The organism is Cupriavidus sp. 01L46, assembly GCF_056399905.1.
Genome location: NZ_JBFTSF010000083.1, coordinates 1 through 23106, shown reverse-complemented (window position 1 = coordinate 23106; position 23106 = coordinate 1). Strand labels below are relative to the sequence as shown.

Below are 23106 nucleotides of genomic sequence, written 5' to 3'. Positions count from 1 at the left end.
GCGCCTACGCGAGCGCCTAAAGTCGCTGCCCAATGTGAAACGACCCGGTCGCTCATGCGACCGGGTCGTCAAGTCCCGCCCTTCACGCTATGCCGTTCGCTTCCTCAATAGGGACCTTAACTGAACGGCATTACACCCGAAGGTGCCCTTTTTTGCTGCCTTTAAATCTATCCGCGGCTGGCCCGTCAGGCCTGCGCGCCGAAGTTCGGGTCGTCGCGGTCGATGTCGCCCGGCTTTTTCTCGCCCTTGACCAGGTCCTCGCGCTTGACGCCCAGCCACATGGCCAGCGCCGCGGCGACGAACACCGAGGAGTAGATGCCGAACAAGATGCCGACGGTCAGCGCCAGCGCGAAGTAGTGCAGGGTGGGGCCGCCGAAGAAGAACATCGACAGCACCATCATTTCGGTCGAGCCGTGGGTGATGATGGTCCGCGAGATGGTGCTGGTGATCGCGTTGTCGATGATCTCGTGCGTGGTCATCTTGCGGTACTTGCGGAAGTTCTCGCGAATCCGGTCGAAAATCACCACCGATTCATTCACCGAGTAACCCAGCACCGCCAGGATCGCCGCCAGCACCGACAGCGAGAATTCCCACTGGAAGAAGGCGAAGAAGCCCAGGATGATCACCACGTCGTGCAGGTTGGCGATGATGCCGGCCACTGCGAACTTCCACTCGAAGCGGAACGACAGGTAGATCACGATGCCGGCCACCACGCACAGCAGCGCCAGCAGCCCGTCGGTGGCCAGTTCCTTGCCCACCTGCGGGCCGACGAACTCGACACGCTGGAGCTTGACGTCAGGCGCGGCTGTCTGCAGCGCCGTCATGACCTGCTCGCTCTGCTGGGCCGAGGTGGCGGGCTTGCCGTCCGGGCCCTTTTGCAGGGGCAGGCGGATCATCACGTCGCGCGAGGTGCCGAAGTTCTGCACCTGCACGTCGGTGTAGCCAAGCTTGCTAACCTGGCCGCGGATGCGCTCCAGGTCGGCCGTCTGCTGGTAGTTGACCTCCATCACCGTGCCGCCGGTGAACTCGATCGACAGGTGCAGGCCCTTGTGTGCCAGGAAGAATACGGCGGCGGCAAACGTCAGGAAGGAAATCACGTTGAAGATCAACGCGTGCTTCATGAACGGAATATCGCGCCGGATGCGGAAGAATTCCATGTTGAATCCTGTTTTGTACGGCAGCGCCTGCTGCCGTTCTATGCTGGTTGGATGTCCATGCGCGTTCTGTGCGCGCGGACATCCATGATGCTTACTTGGCGACGGTGCCCTGGCTGTCCGAGCCCGGCTTCCAGATCTGGCCGATCGCCACGCTTTGCAGCTTCTTCTTGCGGCCGTACCAGAGGTTCACCAGGCCGCGGTTGAAGAACACCGCCGAGAACATCGAGGTCATGATGCCCAGGCAGTGCACCACGGCAAAGCCGCGCACCGGGCCGGAGCCGAAGGCCAGCAGCGCCAGGCCCGCGATCAGGGTGGTCACGTTGGAGTCCAGGATGGTGGCCCAGGCGCGGTCGAAGCCGACGGCGATCGCCATCTGCGGCGAAGCGCCCGCGCGCAGTTCCTCGCGGATCCGCTCGTTGATCAGCACGTTGGCGTCAATGGCCATGCCGAGCACCAGCGCGATAGCGGCGATGCCGGGCAGCGTCAGCGTAGCCTGCAGCATCGAGAGCACCGCCACCAGCAGCASCAGGTTGATGGCCAGCGCAGCCACCGAGAAYACGCCGAACAGCATGTAGTACAGCATCATGAAGACGGCGATGGCGCCAAAGCCGTATGCCACCGAGTCAAAGCCCTTCTTGATGTTGTCCGCGCCCAGCGACGGGCCGATGGTGCGTTCTTCGATGATTTCCATCGGCGCGGCCAGCGAGCCGGCGCGCAGCAGCAGGGCCAGGTCGTTGGCGGCTTCGGTGGAGTACGAACCGGTGATCTGGAAGCTGGAGCCCAGTTCGGACTGGATCGTTGCCACCGTCAGCACTTCGCCCTTGCCCTTCTCGAACAGCACGATGCCCATCGGCTTGCCGATGTTCTCGCGCGAGACGTCGCGCAGCACGCGGCCACCCTGGGCGTCGAGCTTGATGTTGACCGAGGCGCGCTGGTTCTGGTMGAAGCCTGCCGAAGCGCTTTCGATGCGGTCGCCGGTGAAGATCACCTGCTTCTTGAGCACCACCGGGGCGCCGTTGCCTTGCGTGAACAGCTCGCTGCCGAAGGGGATCGGGTCGCCCGGGCGCGGATTGCGCGGCGCGTCGGGGTCGGCCAGGCGGGCTTCCAGCGTGGCGGTKCGGCCGATGATGTCCTTGGCCTTTGCGGTGTCCTGCACGCCAGGCAACTGCACCACGATGCGGTCGGCGCCTTGTTGCTGGATCACCGGCTCGGCCACGCCGAGCTCGTTGACCCGGTTGTGCAGGGTGGTGATGTTCTGCTTGACCGCCGCATCCTGCACCGCCTTGCGGGCCGCATCGGTGAACACGCCGGAGATGTTGTTGCCATCCGGGGTGAACGCCAGCTCGCGCAGGTTGTCGGCCAGGATGCCGCGCGCCTTGCTGGCGTCGTCGGCATTGTTGAAGCGCACCGTCAGGCGGTCGCCGTCGCGGTCGATGCCGCCATGGCGGATGCCCTTGTCGCGCAGCAGGGTGCGGGCGTCGCCGGCCAGGCTGTCGAGCTTCTTGTCGACCGCGCCCTTCATGTCCACCTGCAGCAGGAAGTGCACGCCACCGCGCAAGTCCAGCCCCAGGTACATCGGCAGCGCGTGCATGGCGGTGAGCCAGCGCGGCGAGCCCGACAGCAGGTTCAGCGCGACCACGTAGGTGGCGTCATTGGGGTCGGGGTTGAGCGCGCGGGTCAGCACGTCCTTGGCCTTGAGCTGCTCGTCGGGCGTCTTGAAGCGCGCCTTGACCGAGCCGGACTGGCCGTTCAGGTCGAAGAACATGCCGTCGGGCTGCAGGTTGTTCTGCGCCAGCACCTGCTCGATCTGCTTTTGCATGGCCAGGTCGACCTTGACCGTGGCCTTGGCGGAGGAGACCTGCACGGCAGGCGCCTCGCCGAAGAAGTTCGGCAGCGTATAGGTGATGCCGATGGCCAGAGCCACCAGGATCACGAGGTATTTCCAAAGCGGATAACGATTCATCTTTGGCCAGTCGTTCTTCGGTTGGTGGCGCCGACGAGACCGTCAGCGGGCAGTTGGCACCACCGCACCGGTTGGCAAACAGCCGCCTGGCATCCACGGATAACCCGTGCTGGATCAGGCGGCTGCAGGGGCACGCGCGCTAAAGGCGTGCCGGGAAGGGCGAAAAAGCAGGCAGGCGGTGCGGGAGAGGCTGGGCGGCGCCTGAGTCAAGCAACGCCACGCCCGCGGCCGCGGTGCTCAGAGCGACTTCAGCGAGCCCTTGGGCAGCACCGTGGTAACCGCGCTCTTTTGCACCGTGATTTCAGTGCCCGCGGCGATTTCGATGGTCACGTATTGTTCGTTGACCTTGGTGACAMGGCCGAGAATACCGCCGGCGGTCACGACTTCGTCGTTCTTGGCCAGGGCTTCCAGCATTGCCTTCGATTCCTTCTGGCGCTTCATCTGCGGGCGGATCATGATGAACCACAGCACCGCGAACATCAGGATAATAGGCAGGAAACTCATCAGGCCACCCGCCGCGCCGCCGGTGGCACCGGCAGTCTGGGCAAATGCGTTAGAAATCAGCACGTTGCTTCTCCGTCACAAAGTCAATCAGTTAGTCGATCATTCTACCACCCGCTTGCAACCGCATTCCATGCCCGATCCGGGCATTTACGGTGTAGTACGGGTTTGTTCGGGGCGCCTTGCGAGCCGCTTGGCAGCTGCAGGCACCGCTATTCGACCGGGGCCGTGCGGAAAGTTCACGCCGGGGCGGGTGTGGCCGACTGCGCCCCGCGCGCGCGATCGGCGGCGAACCGAAGGCGGAAGGCCTCGAAGCGGTGTTCCTCGATGGCTTCGCGCATCTCGCTCATCAGTTCCAGGTAGTAATGCAGGTTATGGATGGTGTTAAGGCGCGCGCCCAGAATCTCGCCAACCCGGTGCAGGTGGTGCAGGTAGGAGCGCGAGAAGTTGCGGCAGGTATAGCAGCCGCAGGACTCGTCCAGCGGGCGGGTGTCGTTGCGGTGGACGGCATTCTTGATCTTGACGTCGCCAAAGCGCGTGAACAGCCAGCCGTTGCGGGCATTGCGGGTCGGCATCACGCAGTCGAACATGTCCACGCCCGACGCCACGCCGGCCACCAGGTCTTCGGGTGTGCCCACGCCCATCAGGTAGTGCGGCTTGTGCGCGGGCAGGCGCGGGCCCACGTGCTCCAGCACGCGCATCATGTCCTCCTTGGGCTCGCCGACCGACAGGCCGCCGATGGCGTAGCCGTGGAAGTCCAGCTCCGACAGGCCGGCCAGCGACTCGTCGCGCAGGTCCTCGAACATGCCGCCCTGGACGATGCCGAACAGCGCGTTGGGGTTGCCCAGGCTGTTGAACTCGTCGATCGAGCGCTTGGCCCAGCGCAGGCTCATGCGCATGGAAGCGGCCGCTTCCGCGTGGGTGGCGGGGCGGCCATCGATTTCGTACGGCGTGCACTCGTCKAACTGCATCACGATGTCGGAGTTCAGCGTGCGCTGGATCTGCATCGAGATCTCGGGCGACAGGAACAGCTTGTCGCCGTTGACCGGCGAGGCAAAGGTCACGCCATCCTCGGTGATCTTGCGCAGCGCGCCCAGCGAAAACACCTGGAAACCGCCTGAGTCGGTCAGGATCGGCTTGTCCCAGCCCATGAAGCGGTGCAGGCCACCGTGCTTTTCCACCACGTCCAGCCCGGGGCGCAGCCACAGGTGGAAGGTATTGCCGAGGATGATCTGGGCGTTGATTTCACCGAGCTCGAGTGGCGACATCGCCTTGACCGAGCCGTAGGTGCCGACCGGCATGAAGATCGGGGTCTCGACCACGCCGTGGTTGAGGGTGACGCGGCCGCGGCGGGCGTTGCCGTCGGTGGTGAGCAGTTCGAAGTTGAGCATGGCGGGATTCGGGATTCAGGTTCGGGCTGGCGCGGCGCGCTCAGGGCTGGGGCTGGCGCGTCAGCAGCATGGCGTCGCCGTAGCTGAAGAAACGGTAGCGCTCGGCCACCGCATGGCGGTAGGCGGCGCGGATGGGCTCCACCCCGGCCAGCGCCGACACCAGCATCAGCAAGGTCGATTTGGGCAGGTGGAAATTGGTGATCAGCGCATCGACCACGCGGAAGCGGTAGCCGGGCGTGATGAAGATCTCGGTGTCGCCGCGGCCGGCAGCCAGCGTGCCATCGGTGGCGCCGGCGGACTCCAGCGCGCGCAGGGACGTGGTGCCGACCGCGATCACCCGGCCTCCKGCAGTGCGCGTGTCGAGCACGGCCTGGGCCAGCGCATCCGACACCTCGTACCACTCGGCGTGCATCTTGTGCTCGGCCAGGTTCTCGGTGCGCACCGGCTGGAAGGTGCCGGCGCCCACGTGCAGGGTCAGKAAGCCTCGGCGCACGCCCAGCGCGTCAAGCCGGGCGAACAGGGCCTCGTCGAAATGCAGGCCGGCGGTGGGCGCGGCCACCGCGCCGGGGGCGCGGGCGTAGACCGTCTGGTAGCGGGTTTCGTCGAAGGCGTCCGGATCGTGGGTGATGTACGGCGGCAGCGGCAGGCGGCCGTGGCGCTCGATCAGGTCCAGTGCCGGCTCGGGGAAGGTGAGCGTGAAGAACTGGTCCACGCGCGGGCCCACAGTGACGTCGAAGGCATCCGCCAGGCGCAGCAGGCTGCCCGCGGGCGGCGTCTTGGACGCGCGCACCTGGGCCAGCACSGTRTGGCTGTCSAGCACCCGCTCTACCAGCACCTCKACCCKGCCGCCGCTASSCTTYTGKCCGAAGAAGCGCGCCTTGATGACGCGGGTGTCATTGAACACCAGTAAATCGTTGGGACGCAGGTAGTCGACGATGTCGGTAAATGCGCGGTCTGTGAGGCGGGTGGTGCCTTCCCCCGCGTCCGTTTCCACCACCAGCAGACGGCTCGCGCCGCGCTCCGGCAAGGCGGTCTGGGCGATCAGTTCGGGCGGGAGGGCAAAGTCAAAATCGGACAGCGTCAGCATCATGGGGGCAAAAACGGCCGCAGACCGCGCGGTGGCGCGGCCGGCATAGGTACAATCGGCGAATCCGATATTGTAAGGCTTGGGGCGGCTGCGCCGCCCGGGCGCGCGCGATATCGCCTATTTGCGCCAACCAGCGCGTGCCACCAGGCGCGCGCGCCGACCCGAATCGCCAGCCACGCCCCAGATGCCAGGAACCGCTCCCGACCGAACCCCGGAAACCAACGACAGCCCGCCCGCGGCGCGCGCCGGGGACAAGCCGGGCCGCGCGGGCAAGGCGGCGGCCAAGGGCGCTGCCGCCGGCAAACCGTCCTCGGCCATGGCCCGGCTGCATAAGCTCGGGCTCAAGCGCGATGTCGACCTGGTGCTGCACTTGCCGATGCGCTACGAGGACGAGACCACGCTGCTGCCGATCGCCGATGCCATCGGGCGCGCGGGCATGGGGCTGACGGTGCAGGTCGAGGGCGTGGTCACCTCCAACGAGGTCAGCCTGCGCCCGCGCCGCCAGATGGTGGTCAAGATCGCCGACGATACCGGCGAGCTGACGCTGCGTTTCATTAATTTCTACGGCAGCCAGACCCAGCTGATGGCCGAAGGGGCCTGCCTGCGGGTGCGCGGCGAGCTGCGCGGCGGCTTCTTTGGCGCGGAGATGGTCCATCCCACGGTGCGCTCGGTGACGCCCGGCGAGGCGCTGCCCGAGCGGCTGACCCCGGTCTACCCGAGCACCGCCGGCATCCCGCAGAGCTACCTGCGCAAGGCCATCGGCGGCGCGCTGTCACGCACGCCGCTGCCCGAGACCCTGCCGGCGCCCGTGCTGCAAGGCCCGCTAGCCCAGCTCAAGCTGCAAGCCTTGCCCGAGTGCCTGCGCCTGCTGCACACACCGCCCCAGGATGTGGACGAGCACGCGCTGATCGAGCGCTCGCACCCGGCCTGGCAACGTATCAAGCTCGATGAGCTGCTGGCGCAGCAGCTCTCCCTCAAGCGCTCCCAGGCGGCGCGGCGCGACAAGAGCGCGCCGCCCATGCCGCGCCGCGCGGGCGGCCTGCTGACCGCCTTCCTGGCCGCGCTTCCGTTCAAGCTGACCGGCGCGCAGCAGCGCGTGGTGGAAGAGATTGCCGGGGACATGGGCGCGCCCCACCCGATGCACCGCCTGCTGCAGGGCGACGTCGGCAGCGGCAAGACCATCGTGGCGGCGCTGGCCGCTTGCCAGGCCATCGATGCCGGCTACCAGGCCGCGCTGATGGCACCCACCGAAATCCTGGCCGAGCAGCATTACCGCAAGCTCTCCGCCTGGCTGGAGCCGCTGGGCGTGCCGGTGGTGTGGCTGGCCGGCAGCCTGAAGACGCGCGCCAAGCGCGAGGCCGCGGCCAAGGTCGAGTCCGGCGAGGCCAAGCTGGCCATCGGCACCCACGCGCTGATCCAGGACAGCGTCAAGTTTGCCCGCCTGGGCTTGTCCGTGGTCGATGAGCAGCATCGCTTCGGCGTGGCCCAGCGGCTGGCGCTGCGCGGCAAGGCGGACCCCGATGCCGCCGCCGCGCCGGGTAAGGCTGGCAAGGTTGCGCAAACCGTGCCGCACCAGTTGATGATGTCGGCCACGCCGATCCCGCGCACGCTGGCCATGACCTACTACGCCGACCTCGACGTCTCGGTGATCGACGAATTGCCGCCCGGGCGCACTCCGGTGGTGACCCGGCTGGTCAACGACGCGCGCCGCGACGAGGTCATCGAGCGCGTGCACCACGCCGCCGCCGATGGCCGGCAGGTCTACTGGGTCTGCCCGCTGATCGAAGAGAGCGAGGCGCTGCAACTGCAGACCGCGGTGGAAACCTATGAAACCCTGGTCGCCGCCTTGCCCGAGCTCAAGGTGGGACTGGTGCACGGGCGCCTRCCGCCGGCGGAGAAGGCCGGGGTGATGGAAGACTTCACGGCCAACCGGCTGCAGGTGCTGGTAGCCACCACCGTGATCGAGGTGGGAGTGGATGTGCCCAACGCCTCGCTGATGGTGATCGAGCATGCCGAGCGTTTTGGCCTGGCGCAGTTGCACCAGTTGCGCGGCCGGGTAGGGCGGGGCAGTGCGGAATCGGTCTGCCTGCTGATGTACCAGGCACCGCTGTCGCCCACCGGGCGCGAGCGCCTGGCGACCATGCGCGAGACCACCGACGGCTTCGAGATCGCCCGGCGCGACCTGCAGATACGCGGTCCCGGCGAATTCCTCGGCGCGCGCCAGTCCGGCGAGGCCATGCTGCGTTTCGCCGACCTGAACACCGACGCCTGGCTGGTCGATTATGCCCAGGAGGCCGCCGAGCTGATGCTGGCGCGTTTCCCGGAGGCGGTAGAGGCGCACCTGCTGCGCTGGCTGGGTGGCAGGGAGCATTACCTGAAGGCCTGATGTGATGGCGGGGACTCACTCGGCCCAGGCGGCCAGGTATCGCCTGCGCCGCTTTGCTTGTCATCTCTGACAGAACATCGAATCGAAGGTAAAATCTATCGCTTAACGAAAATTGATAAGTCATGACGCTCACCGAACTCAAGTACATCGTCGCCGTAGCGCGCGAGCGCCATTTCGGCCGGGCGGCCGAAGCCTGCTTCGTGTCGCAGCCGACGCTGTCGGTGGCGATCAAGAAGCTGGAAGACGAACTCAATGTGCAGATCTTCGAGCGCGGCACCTCCGAGGTCTCGGTGACGCCGATCGGCGAGCAGATCGTGGCGCAGGCCCAGCGCGTGCTGGAGCAGACCATGGCCATCCGCGAGATCGCCAAGCAAGGCAAGGACCCGCTGGCCGGGCCGTTGCGGCTTGGCGTGATCTACACCATCGGGCCCTATCTGCTGCCCACGCTGGTCAAGGAAATGATCCAGACCGTGCCGCAGATGCCGCTGATGCTGCAGGAGAACTACACGGTCAAGCTGATCGAGCTGCTCAAGCAAGGCGAGATCGATTGCGCCATCATGGCCGAGCCCTTTGCCGATTCCGGGCTGACCGTGCAGCCGCTGTATGACGAGCCCTTCGTGGTGGCGGTGCCGCGCGGCCACCATCTGGAGCATGCCGGGAAGGTGGATCCCGATGAACTCAAGCAGCAGACCATGCTGCTGCTGGGCAGCGGGCATTGCTTCCGCGACCAGGTGCTGGGCGTGTGCCCGGAGCTGTCGCGCTTCTCGCAGGCGGCCGACGGCATCCAGAAGACCTTCGAAGGCTCCTCGCTGGAAACCATCCGCCATATGGTGGCAAGTGGCGTGGGCATCACGGTGTTGCCGCGGACTTCAGTGCCGGACCTGAAGCCCAACAAGAACGACCTGCTGGCCTACGTGCCTTTCACCGATCCCGTGCCCGACCGGCGCGTGGTGCTGGCCTGGCGCAAGAGCTTCACCCGCCTGCCGGCCATGGAAGYGTTGCGCCGCGCGGTGGCTGCCTGCGACTTGCCCGGCGTCAGCATGCTGGCCGCCAAGGAACTGGCTGAAGCCGCCTGAGCGCGCCCTGCCTGCCGGCGCTCAACGCCGGCGGCACACTTTCCCCGCCTTGTTTTTTCTCCCCCCTCGATTTTTCTGACTTCACTGTGTCTTTGCCCTACGCCATGCTGGCGCGCAGGCATGGCATAGGCCTGCTCTATTTCATAGTTAGAAATAATTGAATTTGAGATTCAATAGCCATCCCGTAGACTTCCTGCATCGACGCATTGCGCGCTGTAACCGACAAGGAGTCGCACATGAAAGGCGAAACCCCCAGCTTGACCGCCGCCGGCGAGCTCCTGAGCGCACTGGCCGGCCGCATGGCCGACTGCCTGGCCTGCTACGCCACGGTGTACTGATATTTCCCAGCGGCTCTGCCGCATCCCGACCCAGCCAGATTCCCCCGTTCCAACCCAAGAAAAATGAGGCCAAGATGAGCAAGGACAAGGACACTCTCACCACCGCCGCAGGCGCGCCGGTAGCCKACAACCAGAATTCGCAGACTGCCGGCCCGCACGGCCCGATGCTGCTGCAGGACGTGTGGTTCCTGGAGAAGCTCGCTCACTTCGACCGTGAAGTCATCCCCGAGCGGCGCGTGCACGCCAAGGGCTCGGGCGCTCACGGCAAGTTCACGGTCACCCATGACATCTCGCGTTTCACCAAGGCCTCGATCTTTGCCCGCGTTGGCAAAGAGACGCCGATGTTCATGCGCTTCTCCACGGTGGCGGGCGAGCGTGGCGCGGCCGACGCAGAGCGCGACGTGCGCGGCTTCTCGGTCAAGTTCTATACCGATGAAGGCAACTGGGACGTGGTGGGCAACAACACGCCGGTGTTCTTCGTGCGCGACCCGCTGAAATTCCCGGATTTCATCCACACGCAGAAACGCAATCCGCGCACCAACCTGCGCGATCCGATCGCCGTGTGGGATTTCTGGTCGCGCCATCCGGAATCGCTGCACCAGGTCACCATCCTGATGAGCGACCGTGGCCTGCCGCAGAACTATCGCCAGATCCATGGTTTCGGCTCGCATACCTTCTCGTTCATCAATGCGGCCAACGAGCGGTTCTGGGTGAAGTTCCACTTCAAGTCGCAGCAAGGCATCGCCAACTGGACCAACGAGGAAGCGGCCAAGGTGGTGGCGGGCGACCGCGAAAGCGCGCAGCGCGACCTGTTCGAGAACATCGAGCGCGGCAACTTCCCGCGCTGGAACGTGCGCGTGCAGGTCATGCCCGAAGCCGATGCGGCCAAGTACCACATCAACCCGTTCGACCTCACCAAGGTGTGGCCGCACAAGGACTATCCGCTGGTCGACGTGGGCGTGCTGGAGCTCAACCGTAACCCGGACAACTACTTTGCCGAGGTGGAGCAGGTCGCGATGAACCCGTCCAACATCGTGCCGGGCATCGGCTTCTCGCCCGACAAGATGCTGCAGGGCCGGTTGTTCTCATATGGCGACACGCAGCGCTATCGCTTGGGCGTGAACCACAACCAGATCCCGGTGAACGCGCCCAAGTGCCCGTTCCACAATACCTTCCACCGCGACGGCGCGATGCGCGTGGACGGCAACCAGGGCGGCAAGCTCAACTACGAGCCGAACCGCGAAGGCGCCTACGCCGCCAGCGAGCGCGCCATCGAGCCGCCCCTGGCCMTGGATGGCGCGGCCGACCGCTTCGACCACCGTGTCGACAGCGATTACTACAGCCAGCCTGGCGCACTGTTCCGCCTGTTCGACGAGGCCCAGCGCCAGCGTCTGTACGCGAACATTGCGGCGGCCATGCAGGGCGTGCCGGAAAACATCGTGCGGGTGCAACTGGAGCACTTCACCAAGGCCGATCCGGCTTATGGCGAGGGCGTCAAGCGCGCGCTCAACCTGAAGTAATGCGCAAGCAATGAAATAGGGCAGTGCGGGTGGCCCCGGCCCGGGGCCACCTTGAAAGCCCGGCAAGGAGAACCATCATGGCCATGTTCAGACTGTTCGTCAGCGAGTTTCAGCAATTGCAGCACGTCGCCCACGACCGTCCCCGCCGCGCGGACGCGGCGCGCCTGCAGCGCAAGCTGTGGCGCACGGAGATCGGGCTGGCGGCGACCGCGCTGGGCGCGGTCGCGATGTTCCTGGACGCGGCCAAGGGTTTGTCTGCCTTTACCGGGTGATGCCATAATGTGCGGGTTGTGCCGCGACCCGTGGCGCGGCAGTTGTCAGAGCCACCCCAGACTGGAGCGTACCTATCATGGCAAAGAAGAATGAGATGAGCGTGAACATCGGCATTTCCGACAAAGAACGCAAGAAGATCGCGGAAGGCCTGTCCAAGTTGCTGGCGGATACCTACACGCTCTATCTCAAGACCCATAACTTCCACTGGAACGTCACGGGTCCGATGTTCAACACCTTGCACCTGATGTTCGAGACGCAATACACCGAGCTGGCGCTCGCCGTGGACTCGATCGCCGAGCGTATCCGTGCGCTGGGCTACCCGGCGCCGGGCACTTACAAGGAATACGCCCGCTTGTCGTCGATCCCGGAGGAAGAGGGCGTGCCCGAAGCCACCGAGATGATCCGCAAGCTGGTCGAAGGCCAGGAAGCCGTGGTGCGCACCGCGCGCTCGCTGTTCCCGGCCATCGACGCCGCAGGTGACGAACCCTCCGCCGACCTGCTGACCCAGCGCATGCAGACGCACGAAAAAACCGCGTGGATGCTGCGCTCGATGCTGGCCTGATGCCCTGAATCGACACCACCGTCGGCCTTCGTGTGCTGCCGGCCATGCGCGCCGCGCCCTGACCGGGTCGCGGCGCGTTTTTCGTTGAATGCCATTGCCTTGCCCGGCCCCGTGCCGCGGGCCCCTCGCCATGTTTGAACGCTTAGCCCTGTACGCGCGCCTGGTGCGCCTCGACAAGCCCATCGGCACGCTGCTGCTGCTGTGGCCCACGCTGTGGGCACTGTGGATGGCCTCGGGCGGCCGGCCGGTGTGGAGCCTGTTCTGGATCTTCGTCATCGGCACCTTGCTGATGCGCTCTGCCGGCTGCGCCATGAACGACTGGGCCGACCGCGACTTCGACAAACACGTCAAGCGCACCAAGGAGCGGCCGCTGACCGCGGGCAAGATTGCCGCGTGGGAGGCGGTGGCGGTGGCGGTGGTGCTGGCGCTGGCGGCCTTCGCGCTGATCACGCCGCTCAATGGGTTTACCAAGTGGCTGGCGGTGGTCGCGGCCGTGCTTGCCGCCACCTATCCGTTCTTCAAGCGGTTCTTTGCCATCCCGCAGGCCTACCTTGGCATTGCTTTCGGCTTTGGCATCCCGATGACGTTTGCCGCGGTGCAGGACCATGTGCCGGTGGTGGCGTGGGTGATGCTGCTGGCCAATGTGTTCTGGGCGGTGGCCTACGATACCGCCTATGCCATGGTGGACCGCGACGATGACTTGCTGCTCGGCATGAAGACTTCGGCCATCACGTTCGGGCGCTTTGATGTCGCCGCCATCATGATCTGCTATGCGGTGTTCCTGGGGCTGATGGCCTGGGCCGGTGCGCAGTTCGGGCTGGGCTGGCCGTACTGGATCGGACTGGCGGCGGCGGCGGGATGCGCGGTGTATCACTACACGTTGCTCCGCGAGCGGGATCGTATGAAGTGCTTTGCCGTGTTCCGGCACAACAACTGGCTGGGCGCTTGTGTGTTTGCCGGGGTGGCGGCGGCCTACGCGTTGCGCTGAGGCTGCGCTCAAGCGTCCTGACGGTTTGCGTCCTTTCCCGCGCGGCGGGAAAGGACGTACCCAACTCAGTCCTTGCCAAACTCCGCGCCCATTTCCGTCGCGCGTTCTGCCGCGGCGTGCATGGCCTTGACGAAGGCTTCGCCGATGCCGGCGGCCTGCATGGCGGTGAGCGCSGCGTAGGTSGTGCCGCCCTTYGAKGTCACGCGCTCGCGCAGCAGGCTGACCGGCTCTTCCGACTGTGCCGCCAGGGCCGCGGCGCCGCGGAAGGTTTCCACTGCCAGCGCGCGCCCTTGCGGGGCGCTCAGGCCGAGCTCCACGGCCGCTTTCTCCATGGCTTCGATGAAGTAGAAGACGTAGGCCGGGCCGCTGCCGGAGATGGCGGTGACTGCGTCGATCTGTGCGTCGCCTTCCACCCACTCGCACTTGCCCACGGCTTCGGCCAGCGCGCTGGCGATGTCGCGGTCTTGCTGCGCCAGCCCGGCTACGGCTGCCAGGCCGGTCATGCCCATGCCGGCCAGCGCCGGAGTATTGGGCATGGCGCGCACCAGGCGGGTGCGCCCGCCGAACCAGCGCTGCATGTCTGCCAGGCGGATGCCGGCGGCCACGCTCACGATCAGGCTGTCGCCCAGGTGCGGCAGCAGCGATGCCGCCGCTTCGCGGAACTGCTGCGGCTTGACCGCCAGCACAAGCACATCGCTCTTGCCAAAGGCGGCGTCGGGTGCGCCTGCCGCATGCACCCCGAGGTCGCGCCGCAGGCGCGCCTGCGCTTCATCGAACGGATCGACCACGCGGATCGAGGTGGCTGGCACGCCCCGGGCGATCAGGCCGCCGATCAGGGCGGTGGCCATATTGCCGCCGCCGAGGAAACCAAAGGTGAGAGTCTTGAGCATATCGGTCTCTTGCTGGAAATCGTCTGGGAAGAAGGGGGCCGGCGTTCAGGCCGGCCTGGCCTGTGTCGCCTCGGGGGCCGTGGCATAGTCGCGCGCGCCGAAAATGGCGGTGCCGATGCGCACCACGGTAGCACCCTCGGCAATGGCGGCCTCCATGTCGGCGGACATGCCCATCGAGAGCGTGTCCACATCCAGCCCGGCAGCGCGCAAGGTGTCGGCCAGGGTGCGCAGCGCGGCAAATGGCCGGCGCTGGGCCGCCAACTCGCTCTGCGGTTCCGGAATGGCCATCAGGCCACGCAGCCGCAGCCCGGGCAGCGCCGCCACGGCGCGTGCCAGCGCGGGCACTTCGTCCGGCGCGACACCGCTCTTGCTGGCTTCGCCGCTGATATTGACCTGCAGGCAGACCTGCAACGGCGGCATGCCGGCGGGCCGCTGCGCCGACAGCCGCTCGGCKATGCGCAGGCGGTCGATGGCATGGACCCAGTCGAACTGCTCGGCCACGGCACGCGTCTTGTTGCTTTGCAGGGGGCCGATGAAGTGCCAGCTTATCTGGTCGCGCAAATCGCCAAGCTGCGCAATCTTGTCCACGCCTTCCTGTACGTAGTTCTCGCCAAAGGCGCGCTGGCCGGCGTCGAACGCAGCCTGCACCGCGGCGGCGGGGAAGGTCTTCGAAACCGCCAGAAGCGTGACTTCACCGGCCGGCCGCCCGGCCTGTTGTGCGGCTGCCGCGACGCGCCGGTTGACGGCTTGCAAGTTGGCGGCGATTACAGACATAATCCGGCGAACATATCAAGAAGTACAACAATAAGTACGACAAAAAGGGTGGGGTCATTATAGATGGACATCGCGCAGCTATTAGCTTTCGCCGTCAAGAACAAGGCGTCCGATCTCCATCTCTCGGCAGACATGCCGCCGATGGTGCGTATCCACGGCGATATGCGCCGCATCAATGTGGCCGCGATGGGCCACAAGGATGTCCACGCCATGGTGTACGACATCATGAGCGACACCCAGCGCAAGCAATATGAGGAACGGCTGGAAATCGATTTTTCTTTCGAGATCGCCAGCCTCTCGCGTTTCCGGGTCAATGCCTACAACACGCAGCGTGGCGCCKCCGCCGTGTTCCGGACCATTCCTTCCAAGGTACTGACGCTGGAAGACCTGCGCGCGCCGGCGGTATTCGCGGACCTGTGCATGAAGCCGCGCGGCCTGGTGCTGGTGACCGGCCCGACCGGCTCGGGCAAGTCCACCACGCTGGCGGCGATGGTGGACCACCGCAACGATCACGACATGGGCCACATCCTCACGGTGGAGGACCCGATCGAGTTCGTGCACACGTCCAAGAAGAGCCTGATCAACCAGCGCGAGCTGGGGCCGCACACGCATTCCTTCGCCAATGCGCTGCGCTCCGCGCTGCGCGAGGATCCCGACGTGGTGCTGGTGGGCGAACTGCGCGACCTGGAAACCATCCGCCTGGCGCTGACCGCAGCCGAAACCGGCCACCTGGTGTTCGCCACGCTGCACACGAGCTCGGCGGCCAAGACCATCGACCGGGTTGTCGACGTGTTCCCGCCCGAAGAAAAAGACATGGTGCGCACCATGTTGTCGGAATCGCTGGAAGCGGTGATTTCGCAAACGCTGCTCAAGACGCGCGACGGCAACGGCCGTACGGCGGCGCACGAGATCATGATCGCCACGCCGGCGATCCGCCACCTGATCCGCGAGAACAAGATCGCGCAGATGTACTCGATGATGCAGACCAGCAGCGGCCTTGGCATGCAGACGCTGGACCAGTGCCTGTCGGACCTGATCAAGCGCGGCATCATCAACTACAACGATGCCCGCGCCATTGCCAAGAACCCCGACTCATTCACGGGCTGAGGCGAGTCCGCCGCATCCGAACCAGGACACCGCCATGCTCGATCGCGAATCCGCCGCCAAGTACATCAACGACCTGCTCGAGCTGATGGTGGGCAACCGCGGCTCGGACCTGTTCATCACCGCGGATTTTCCGCCGGCCATCAAGGTCGACGGCAAGATCACGCCAGTCTCGCAGCAGCCGCTCAACCCCACCCAGGCGCTCGGCCTGGTGCGCTCCATCATGAACGAGCGGCAGGCGGGCGAGTTCGACGGCAGCCGCGAGTGCAACTTCGCCATCTCCGTGCCCAACGCCGGGCGCTTCCGCGTCTCCGCGTTCATCCAGCAGGGCAAGGCGGGCATGGTGGTGCGTACCATCAATACGCGCATTCCTTCGGTGGAAGACCTCGACCTGCCGCTAGCGCTGCATGACATCGTGATGTCAAAGCGCGGATTGGTGATCGTCACCGGCGCCACCGGCTCGGGCAAGTCGACCTCGCTCGCGGCCATGCTCGATCATCGCAATGCGCATTCGTACGGGCACATCATCACCATCGAGGACCCGATCGAATACGTGCACGCGCACCAGAACTGCATCGTCACGCAGCGCGAAGTCGGCATCGATACCGACTCCTGGCACGTGGCATTGAAGAACACGCTGCGCCAGGCGCCCGACGTGATCCTGATCGGCGAAATCCGCGATCGGGAAACCATGGAATACGCGATGCAGTACGCGGAGACGGGACACCTGTGCCTGGCCACGCTGCACGCCAACAATGCCAATCAGGCCATCGACCGCGTGGTCAACTTCTTCCCCGAGGAAAAGCGCCAGCAGCTGCTGATCGACCTGTCGCTCAACCTGAAGGCGATGGTGTCGCAGCGCCTGTTGCCGCGCAAGGGGCAGAAGGGCCGGGTGCCGGCAGTGGAGATCATGCTCGGCACGCCGCTGGTGGCCGACCTGATCTTCAAGGGCGAGATCCATGCGCTCAAGGAAGTCATCAAGAAATCGCGCGAGCAGGGCATGGTGTCGTTTGACCAGGCGCTCTTCGATCTCTACGAGGCCGGCAAGATCACCTACGAAGACGCGCTGCGCAATGCCGACTCGCTCAACGACCTGCGCTTGATGATCAAGCTGCACGGTACCATGGACCGCGAGACCGACCTGGGCGCTGGCACCGAACACCTGAATGTGATCTGAGCACCTGCGGCAGCGTCGCCAAGTACACTGTCCGGTGGTGGGCGCACATCGCCGTCCACCGCCGTGTCACCCGAGGATTCCGTCATGAGCAATGTCTACCAGTTCGAAGCCAGCTCCCTGGCCGGCCTGCCGGTGCCGCTGTCGCAATTCAGCGGCAAGGTGCTGCTGATCGTGAACACGGCCAGCGAGTGCGGCTTTACGCCGCAATATGCCGGCCTGCAGGCGCTGCAGGACCAGTACGCGGCCAGCGGCCTTGAAGTGCTGGGTTTTCCCTGCAACCAGTTCGGCAAGCAGGAGCCGGGCGACGCCGCGCAGATCGGCCAGTTTTGCGAGTCGCGTTTCCACGTCACCTTCCCGATGTTCGGCAAGATCGACGTCAAGGGCGATAACGCGCATCCGCTGTATCGCTGGCTGACCTCGGAGAAGCCGGGCGTGCTTGGCCTGGAAGCGATCAAGTGGAACTTCACCAAGTTCCTGCTGCGCCGCAACGGGACGGTGTTCAAGCGCTACGCGCCCACCACCAAGCCCGAGGATATCAAGCGCGACATCGAGACGCTGCTGGCCGAGCCGGCGTAGGACGCGTCCCGAATCAGCCGATCACCCGATCACCCGGCTAGCCGCTGGTGTGCTGCACTGCACGCAGGAAGCCGTTGAGCGAGCGGTCGGGTGTTTCGTGGAAGCGCTCTTCCAGCATGACGATGCCGCGGCAGCGGTCCAGGCGGAAGCTGCGATAGTCGGTACGCGTGGTGCACCAGGCGGCCAGCAGCCAGCTGTTGCCCCAGAAGAACAGGCCCAGCGGCTGCACGATGCGGTCGGTGGCGCGCTGTTGCGCGTCGGTGTAGTCCAGGCGCAGCAGGCGTTGCGCGCTCATGGCGCTGTGCACTACGTCAAAGGCATCGCGCACCTGCGGCAGGTTGACGAATTCGGGGGCGAACACGCGGCTTTGCTGCGCCGCATGACGCCGCGCGGGCGGCAGCGCCGCCACCAGTTTCTCCAGCGCGGGATCGGCAGCGGCGGCCAGCGCACCGCCGCCCCAGGCCTTGAGCAGCCGCAGCCCGGCTACCAGCGCTTCGACTTCGATCGCGGTGAACATCAGCGGAGGGACGTCATAGTCGGCCCGCAACCGGTAGCCGATGCCCGCTTCGCCCTCGACCGGCACGCCCGACAGCGACAGCGCCTGGATATCCCGGTACACCGTGCGCTCGGACACCCCGAGCCGCTGCGCCAGCAGCGCCGCCGTGGTGAGGCGGCGCCCGCGCAGTACCTGGACGATCTGGAAAAGGCGGTCGGCGCGGCGGCTCATCGAAGCTTCATCTTGGTTCTATGCGGGTATTGGTAACACGATCGCGGTAGCCGACTATCCTACCAGCGGCTGGTGCAGGCCGATGCGATTGCCTTCGCTGTCGATGATATGCGCGATATGGCCGATATCGCCAGGCAACTGCAGCGGGCCGAACACGGTCTTGCCGCCGGCGGCGGCGACACGCGCCAGCAGCGCCGTGAGCTGCTGCGTGTGCAGGTAAGGCAGGCAGCCGTCGGCCGAAGGGCGGAAGCCCTCCCCGGCTACCAGTGCGCCGCCAGGCTCATGGTTGGCAAAGACGGCCATGTCGATCTGCGCCATGGTTTCGCGCTTGAGGGTGGTTTCGAAGGCCTGCTCGTAGAACCGGATGGCACGGGTCATGTCCGCGACAGGAATTTCAAGCCAGTTGATCAGTCCGCTCATGATGGTTTCTCTCAGGGGTGATGGAGAGACGGATCATGCGCGGGGGCTCCTGACAACGTCCTGTCAGCAGGGATCAGCGCGGCATCCATGCCGCCAGCATCGGCACCATCACTGCGGTCAGCACGCCGTTCAGGCCCATGCCGAGCGCGGCGAAGGCGCCGGCCTCCTGGTTGACCTGGAAGGCGCGCGCGGTGCCGATGCCGTGCGCTGCCACGCCGGTGGCGAAGCCGCGCACGGTGTAGTCGGCAATGCGCAGCAGGTTCAGCAGCTTGGTGGCGCTGACTGCGCCGATGATGCCGGTGGCCATCACCAGCACGGCGGTCAGCGAGGGCAGGCCGCCGATCTTCTCGGCCACGCCCATGGCGATCGGGATGGTGACCGACTTGGGCGCTAGCGAGCGCATGGTCTCGGGCGAAGCGCCCAGCAGCCAGGCGATGCCCACGGCCGATACCACCGCCACCAGCGATCCCGCCAGCAGCCCGCCCAGCAGCGGGAACACGTGCTTGCGCAACTTGGGCAGCTGCATGTAGAGCGGCACCGCCAGCGCGACGGTAGCGGGCCCGAGCAGGAAGTGGACGAACTGCGCGCCATCGAAATAGGTCTTGTACGGCGTGCCGGTCACCGTCAGCAGCGTGACCAGGATCGCGACCGCAATCATCACGGGATTGGCTAGCGGCGAGAAGCGCGCGCGCTCATAGACGCGGAACGCGAAGACATAGGCCAGCAAGGTGGCGGTCAGGCCGAGCAGCGGGCTGGCCGCCAGATAGACCCAGATCTCGTTCAGGCGCGGCGTCATGCTTGTTCTCCCGAACCGGCTTGCGCGCCGGCATCCTCGGGTGGGCGGGGCTTGCCCATCAGCGCGCCCGCCACCAGCGCGGTGGTGGCGATCGCCAGCCAGGTGGACACCACCAGCGCCACCACGATCGGCAGCCACTCGCCGCCGATGCGGTGCGCATGCACCATGATGCCGACGCCCGCCGGCACGAACAACAGCGACAAGTGCTTGAGCAGCTCGGACGTGGTCCCCTGGATCACCGGCAGCAGCCGGTCGTCGAACGTGAGCCAGCCGAACAGCAGGATCATGCCGATCACCGGCCCGGGCACGGGCAGGCTCAGGGAATAACTGAGCGCTTCCCCGACGGATTGGAAAACCAGCAGGATGGCGAAGGTCTGGAGCATGCGGGTGCGGGGCGAAAAGAGGCAAGGGTGAATGCCACTGCATGGTAACCCGGCACTACACGTCCAGCCTACCCCAGCATGCGGTCCACCAGCTCGATCCAGTGCATCACCGGCGTGCCGGTGCCGCTTTGCAGGTGCGTGATGCAGCCGATATTCGCCGAGACGATGGCCTCGGGCTTCGAGGCCTGCAGGTTGGCGAGCTTCTCGTCGCGCAGCCGATAGGACAAATCGGGCTGCAGCACCGAGTACGTGCCTGCGGAGCCACAGCACAGGTGGCTGTCGGCACAGAGCTTGACGTCCACGCCCAGGCCCGTCAGCAGGGCTTCCACCTTGCCGCGGATCTGCTGGCCGTGCTGCAGCGTGCAGGGCGGATGATAGGCCACGCGCCGGCCGCTGGTGCCGCTGGTGCCGTCGCTGCCTTTGCTGCTTCGTGCCTCGGAGGCCGCGTCTTGCAGGGCGTCGGCGAAGTTCGGCAGCAGCTCCGACAGATCCTTGGTCAGCGCCGAGATCTGGCGCGCGCGATCCGCATAGCGGGCATCGTTGCGCAGCAGGTGGCCGTATTCCTTGACCATCACGCCGCAGCCCGACGCCGTCATCACGATGGCCTCCGCGCCGGCTTGCACCGCCGGCCACCAGGCATCGATATTGCGCCGCATATTGTCGAGGCCGCCGTCGTGGTCGCCGGTGTGATAGCGCACGGCGCCGCAACAGCCGGCCTCGCGCGCCACCACCAGCTGCACGCCAAGGCGGTCGAACACGCGTGCCGTGGCGGCATTGATGTTGGGCGACATCGAGGGCTGCACGCACCCGTCGAGCAACAACATCTTGCGCGCATGCGTGGTGCGCGGCCATGCGCCGGCGTCGACCGCCTGCGGCACCTTGTTGCGCAGCGCCTGCGGCAACAGCGGACGCACGCGCTGGCCCACGCGCATGGCCGTGCCGAACAGCGCCGGGCGCGTCATGCTCTCGCGCAGCGCCCACCGCGCGAAACGCTCGCGCGCCGGGCGCTGGATGCCTTCGGCCGCAAGGCGGTCGTCCACCACCTTGCGGCCGATGTCGACCAGMCKGCCRTACTTCACRCCCGAAGGGCAGGTSGATTCGCAGTTGCGGCAGGTCAGGCAGCGGTCCAGGTGCAGGCGTGTGCTTTCCGTGACGGGCTGGCCCTCCAGCACCTGCTTCATCAGGTAGATGCGGCCACGCGGGCCGTCCAGCTCGTCGCCGAGCAACTGGTAGGTGGGGCAGGTCGCGGTACAGAAGCCGCAATGCACGCATTTGCCGACGATGGACTTGGCCTCTTCGCCGTCGGGCGTGTCGCGCAGGAATTCGGCCAGTGTGGTTTGCATGGTTCGGGGACTCTCCGGTGCCTTGGCTGGGGATCGATGCGGTGTGGCGCGGTGCGGCCCGTGGCTCAGAAGCCGGCGTACATGCGCTGCGGGTTGAAGATGCCGGCGGGGTCGAACGTCGCCTTGAGCCGCTGATGGATGGCAGCCACCGGCGCGGACAGCGGCGTGAACACGCCCACGGCCTTGTCGCCGTTGCGAAACAGCGTGGCATGGCCGCCGGCCGCCTTGGCCGCGGCGCGCACGATGGCACTGTCGGCCGCGCTGTCGCTGTCGCTGCCGCCCAGCCACCAGCGCTGGCCGCCGCCCCATTCGATCAGCTGCCCGCCGGGCAGCGCCAGCGGCGCGGCGGTGGTTGGCACGGCAATGCGCCACAGTGCCCGGCCAGCTTGCACCGGGGCAAAGAAGGCGTGGTTCTGCTCGCGCAGCGCGCGCCACAAGGCATCGGCTTGCGCGGCGTCCACGGCTTCGCCGCCAAGCCGCTCGCGCGCGGCGCGCAGCGCGGCCGCCGCGCCCGACAGGCGCAGGTGCAGCACGCCGTCGTGCCAGGCCGAGGCCGCAATCGGCAGGGGCTGGCCGCCCCAGTCGTTGAGGCGATCGAGCGCCGCGGCCTCGTCCAGCGCAAAGCGCAGCGTGGCATCGTCGAAGGGCATCGGCAGCACCTTGAGCGAGACTTCCAGGATCAGCCCAAGCGTGCCGAGCGATCCGGACATCAGCCGCGAGACGTCATAGCCGGCCACGTTCTTCATGACCTGGCCGCCGAAGCTCAGGACGTCGCCACGGCCATCCATCACGCGCGTGCCCAGCACAAAGTCACGCAACGCGCCCACCGCTTGCCGGCGCGGGCCGGATAGGCCGGCGGCCACCGCGCCGCCGATCGTGGCCACGTCACTGGCAGTGGCGCCGGTGCTGAAGTGCGGCGGCTCGAACGCCAGCATCTGGCGACGCTCGGCCAGCGCCGCCTCGATCTCGACCAGCGGCGTGCCACAGCGCGCGGTGATCACCAGCTCGGGCGGGTCGTAGTCGACGATGCCGCTGTAGGCGCGCGTGTCGAGCAGTGCCCCATGCGTGTGCTGGCCGTAGAAATCCTTGCTGCCGCCGCCGCGCAGGCGCAGCGGCGCGCGCGTGTCGGTGGCATGCCGGATGGCATCGCGAAAGGCGGTGAGGGTGGCTTGCTGATCGACTGGCATGGCTGGCATGGTGGCTGGCGGGTGTCGGCTTGAACTCAGTCAGGCGGAAGGAGTGGGACGGCGAGGTGGCGCCCCGGCGCTTGCGCGGGAACCTGCCGGCTCGCGTTCGCTCTCGTCCTGGTAAGGCGGCAGCTCGTTGCCGCAATGCTTGCAGTAGCCGGCATCGGAGTCGTGGCCTTCCGTCAGGCAATGGTTGCAGGTGCGCGTGGTCAGCGGCCGCTTCATGATGCTGGCGGCCAGCTCGGCGCCCACGATGCCGGTGGGGAAGGCGATGATGCCGTAGCCCAGCAGGATGGTCAGCGAGGTGATGAACTGGCCCAGCGGCGTCTTGGGCACCATGTCGCCGAAGCCGGTGGTGGTCAGCGTCACCACCGCCCAGTACATGCTCACGGGGATGCTGGTAAAGCCGTGCTGCGGGCCTTCCACCACGTACATCACGGTGCCGAGGATCACGGTGATGATKAACACCGTGCGATGAACACCGTGC

23 protein-coding genes are annotated in these 23106 nt (G+C 66.3%); 9 read left to right on the top strand and 14 right to left on the bottom strand.

The window, feature by feature from the left end; translation table 11 throughout:
- Positions 1 to 185: 185 nt before the first annotated feature.
- The 5 genes from secF to queA all read right to left on the bottom strand — a co-directional run bounded on the left by secF (position 186) and on the right by queA (position 6099).
- Positions 186 to 1157 (bottom strand): protein translocase subunit SecF, encoded by a 972-nt coding sequence (secF, locus tag AC1DS3_RS16990; protein ID WP_441636486.1) that lies wholly within the window; start codon positions 1155 to 1157, stop codon positions 186 to 188.
- 91 nt (positions 1158 to 1248) lie between these two features.
- Positions 1249 to 3120: a protein translocase subunit SecD gene (gene secD / locus AC1DS3_RS16985; RefSeq protein ID WP_477127575.1), complete on the bottom strand. Its 1872-nt coding sequence runs from the start codon at positions 3118 to 3120 to the stop codon at positions 1249 to 1251.
- A 237-nt stretch (positions 3121 to 3357) separates the two neighbouring features.
- Positions 3358 to 3687 carry a preprotein translocase subunit YajC gene (gene yajC / locus AC1DS3_RS16980; protein ID WP_477127574.1) on the bottom strand — a complete coding sequence of 110 codons (330 nt, stop codon included), beginning with the start codon at positions 3685 to 3687 and terminating at the stop codon, positions 3358 to 3360.
- A gap of 173 nt (positions 3688 to 3860) precedes the next feature.
- Entirely contained in the window at positions 3861 to 5012 is a 1152-nt protein-coding gene (gene tgt / locus AC1DS3_RS16975; RefSeq protein ID WP_477127573.1) for a tRNA guanosine(34) transglycosylase Tgt, read from the bottom strand.
- A gap of 40 nt (positions 5013 to 5052) precedes the next feature.
- Complete coding sequence (gene queA / locus AC1DS3_RS16970) at positions 5053 to 6099, bottom strand: tRNA preQ1(34) S-adenosylmethionine ribosyltransferase-isomerase QueA (RefSeq protein ID WP_477127576.1); 1047 nt, start codon at positions 6097 to 6099, stop codon at positions 5053 to 5055.
- Between the two features lie 184 nt (positions 6100 to 6283).
- Between queA and recG the strand changes: the two genes are divergently transcribed.
- From recG to ubiA, 6 genes are all read left to right on the top strand, one after another.
- Positions 6284 to 8485 carry an ATP-dependent DNA helicase RecG gene (recG, locus tag AC1DS3_RS16965; protein WP_477127572.1) on the top strand — a complete coding sequence of 734 codons (2202 nt, stop codon included), beginning with the start codon at positions 6284 to 6286 and terminating at the stop codon, positions 8483 to 8485.
- A gap of 122 nt (positions 8486 to 8607) precedes the next feature.
- On the top strand, positions 8608 to 9561 hold the full coding sequence (locus AC1DS3_RS16960) for a LysR substrate-binding domain-containing protein (RefSeq protein ID WP_477127571.1): 954 nt from the start codon (positions 8608 to 8610) through the stop codon (positions 9559 to 9561).
- A gap of 412 nt (positions 9562 to 9973) precedes the next feature.
- Positions 9974 to 11419, top strand: a complete 1446-nt coding sequence (locus tag AC1DS3_RS16955; RefSeq protein WP_477127570.1) for a catalase — start codon at positions 9974 to 9976, stop codon at positions 11417 to 11419.
- A 77-nt stretch (positions 11420 to 11496) separates the two neighbouring features.
- Entirely contained in the window at positions 11497 to 11691 is a 195-nt protein-coding gene (locus tag AC1DS3_RS16950; protein WP_441636498.1) for a hypothetical protein, read from the top strand.
- Between the two features lie 77 nt (positions 11692 to 11768).
- Positions 11769 to 12254, top strand: coding sequence for a Dps family protein (locus tag AC1DS3_RS16945; protein WP_416049654.1), 486 nt, complete (start codon positions 11769 to 11771; stop codon positions 12252 to 12254).
- 130 nt (positions 12255 to 12384) lie between these two features.
- Positions 12385 to 13242 (top strand): 4-hydroxybenzoate octaprenyltransferase, encoded by an 858-nt coding sequence (gene ubiA / locus AC1DS3_RS16940; RefSeq protein ID WP_441636501.1) that lies wholly within the window; start codon positions 12385 to 12387, stop codon positions 13240 to 13242.
- A 65-nt stretch (positions 13243 to 13307) separates the two neighbouring features.
- On the opposite strand, the gene proC is transcribed toward ubiA, so the two are convergent.
- Entirely contained in the window at positions 13308 to 14132 is an 825-nt protein-coding gene (gene proC, locus AC1DS3_RS16935) for a pyrroline-5-carboxylate reductase (protein WP_441636503.1), read from the bottom strand.
- Positions 14133 to 14177: 45 nt separating this feature from the next.
- Entirely contained in the window at positions 14178 to 14906 is a 729-nt protein-coding gene (locus AC1DS3_RS16930; protein WP_441636505.1) for a YggS family pyridoxal phosphate-dependent enzyme, read from the bottom strand.
- Between the two features lie 63 nt (positions 14907 to 14969).
- Between AC1DS3_RS16930 and AC1DS3_RS16925 the strand changes: the two genes are divergently transcribed.
- From AC1DS3_RS16925 to AC1DS3_RS16915, 3 genes are all read left to right on the top strand, one after another.
- Positions 14970 to 16013, top strand: a complete 1044-nt coding sequence (locus AC1DS3_RS16925) for a type IV pilus twitching motility protein PilT (RefSeq protein ID WP_477127569.1) — start codon at positions 14970 to 14972, stop codon at positions 16011 to 16013.
- Positions 16014 to 16047: 34 nt separating this feature from the next.
- On the top strand, positions 16048 to 17187 hold the full coding sequence (locus AC1DS3_RS16920) for a PilT/PilU family type 4a pilus ATPase (protein ID WP_441636507.1): 1140 nt from the start codon (positions 16048 to 16050) through the stop codon (positions 17185 to 17187).
- Positions 17188 to 17271: 84 nt separating this feature from the next.
- Positions 17272 to 17763 carry a glutathione peroxidase gene (locus AC1DS3_RS16915; protein ID WP_309409221.1) on the top strand — a complete coding sequence of 164 codons (492 nt, stop codon included), beginning with the start codon at positions 17272 to 17274 and terminating at the stop codon, positions 17761 to 17763.
- Positions 17764 to 17800: 37 nt separating this feature from the next.
- Here AC1DS3_RS16915 and AC1DS3_RS16910 read toward each other — a convergent pair whose 3' ends face one another.
- The 7 genes from AC1DS3_RS16910 to AC1DS3_RS16880 form a co-directional block, all read right to left on the bottom strand.
- Positions 17801 to 18490 (bottom strand): helix-turn-helix transcriptional regulator, encoded by a 690-nt coding sequence (locus AC1DS3_RS16910; RefSeq protein WP_441636510.1) that lies wholly within the window; start codon positions 18488 to 18490, stop codon positions 17801 to 17803.
- A 54-nt stretch (positions 18491 to 18544) separates the two neighbouring features.
- Entirely contained in the window at positions 18545 to 18910 is a 366-nt protein-coding gene (locus AC1DS3_RS16905) for a VOC family protein (RefSeq protein ID WP_441636512.1), read from the bottom strand.
- A gap of 73 nt (positions 18911 to 18983) precedes the next feature.
- Positions 18984 to 19706 carry an LrgB family protein gene (locus AC1DS3_RS16900; protein ID WP_174422941.1) on the bottom strand — a complete coding sequence of 241 codons (723 nt, stop codon included), beginning with the start codon at positions 19704 to 19706 and terminating at the stop codon, positions 18984 to 18986.
- Positions 19703 to 20089, bottom strand: a complete 387-nt coding sequence (locus tag AC1DS3_RS16895; protein WP_441636514.1) for a CidA/LrgA family protein — start codon at positions 20087 to 20089, stop codon at positions 19703 to 19705. The genes AC1DS3_RS16900 and AC1DS3_RS16895 overlap by 4 nt, the downstream gene beginning before the upstream one ends.
- A gap of 68 nt (positions 20090 to 20157) precedes the next feature.
- A complete protein-coding gene (gene glcF / locus AC1DS3_RS16890) occupies positions 20158 to 21432 on the bottom strand; it encodes a glycolate oxidase subunit GlcF (protein WP_477127568.1) in 1275 nt (424 codons plus the stop codon).
- A gap of 65 nt (positions 21433 to 21497) precedes the next feature.
- Positions 21498 to 22619 carry a glycolate oxidase subunit GlcE gene (gene glcE / locus AC1DS3_RS16885; protein WP_441636518.1) on the bottom strand — a complete coding sequence of 374 codons (1122 nt, stop codon included), beginning with the start codon at positions 22617 to 22619 and terminating at the stop codon, positions 21498 to 21500.
- A gap of 39 nt (positions 22620 to 22658) precedes the next feature.
- Positions 22659 to 23106 (bottom strand): potassium channel family protein (locus tag AC1DS3_RS16880; RefSeq protein WP_477127567.1); only part of this gene is annotated, 448 nt, incomplete at its 5' end.

Coding starts and splice junctions, on each gene's coding strand:
- glcE (WP_441636518.1), bottom strand. CDS start 22,619: ATGCCAGTCGATCAGCAAGCCACCCTCACCGCCTTTCGCGATGCCATC.
- AC1DS3_RS16900 (WP_174422941.1), bottom strand. CDS start 19,706: ATGACGCCGCGCCTGAACGAGATCTGGGTCTATCTGGCGGCCAGCCCG.
- AC1DS3_RS16905 (WP_441636512.1), bottom strand. CDS start 18,910: ATGAGCGGACTGATCAACTGGCTTGAAATTCCTGTCGCGGACATGACC.
- ubiA (WP_441636501.1), top strand. CDS start 12,385: ATGTTTGAACGCTTAGCCCTGTACGCGCGCCTGGTGCGCCTCGACAAG.
- AC1DS3_RS16950 (WP_441636498.1), top strand. CDS start 11,497: ATGGCCATGTTCAGACTGTTCGTCAGCGAGTTTCAGCAATTGCAGCAC.
- AC1DS3_RS16910 (WP_441636510.1), bottom strand. CDS start 18,490: ATGAGCCGCCGCGCCGACCGCCTTTTCCAGATCGTCCAGGTACTGCGC.
- AC1DS3_RS16945 (WP_416049654.1), top strand. CDS start 11,769: ATGGCAAAGAAGAATGAGATGAGCGTGAACATCGGCATTTCCGACAAA.
- AC1DS3_RS16895 (WP_441636514.1), bottom strand. CDS start 20,089: ATGCTCCAGACCTTCGCCATCCTGCTGGTTTTCCAATCCGTCGGGGAA.
- AC1DS3_RS16920 (WP_441636507.1), top strand. CDS start 16,048: ATGCTCGATCGCGAATCCGCCGCCAAGTACATCAACGACCTGCTCGAG.
- secF (WP_441636486.1), bottom strand. CDS start 1,157: ATGGAATTCTTCCGCATCCGGCGCGATATTCCGTTCATGAAGCACGCG.
- AC1DS3_RS16915 (WP_309409221.1), top strand. CDS start 17,272: ATGAGCAATGTCTACCAGTTCGAAGCCAGCTCCCTGGCCGGCCTGCCG.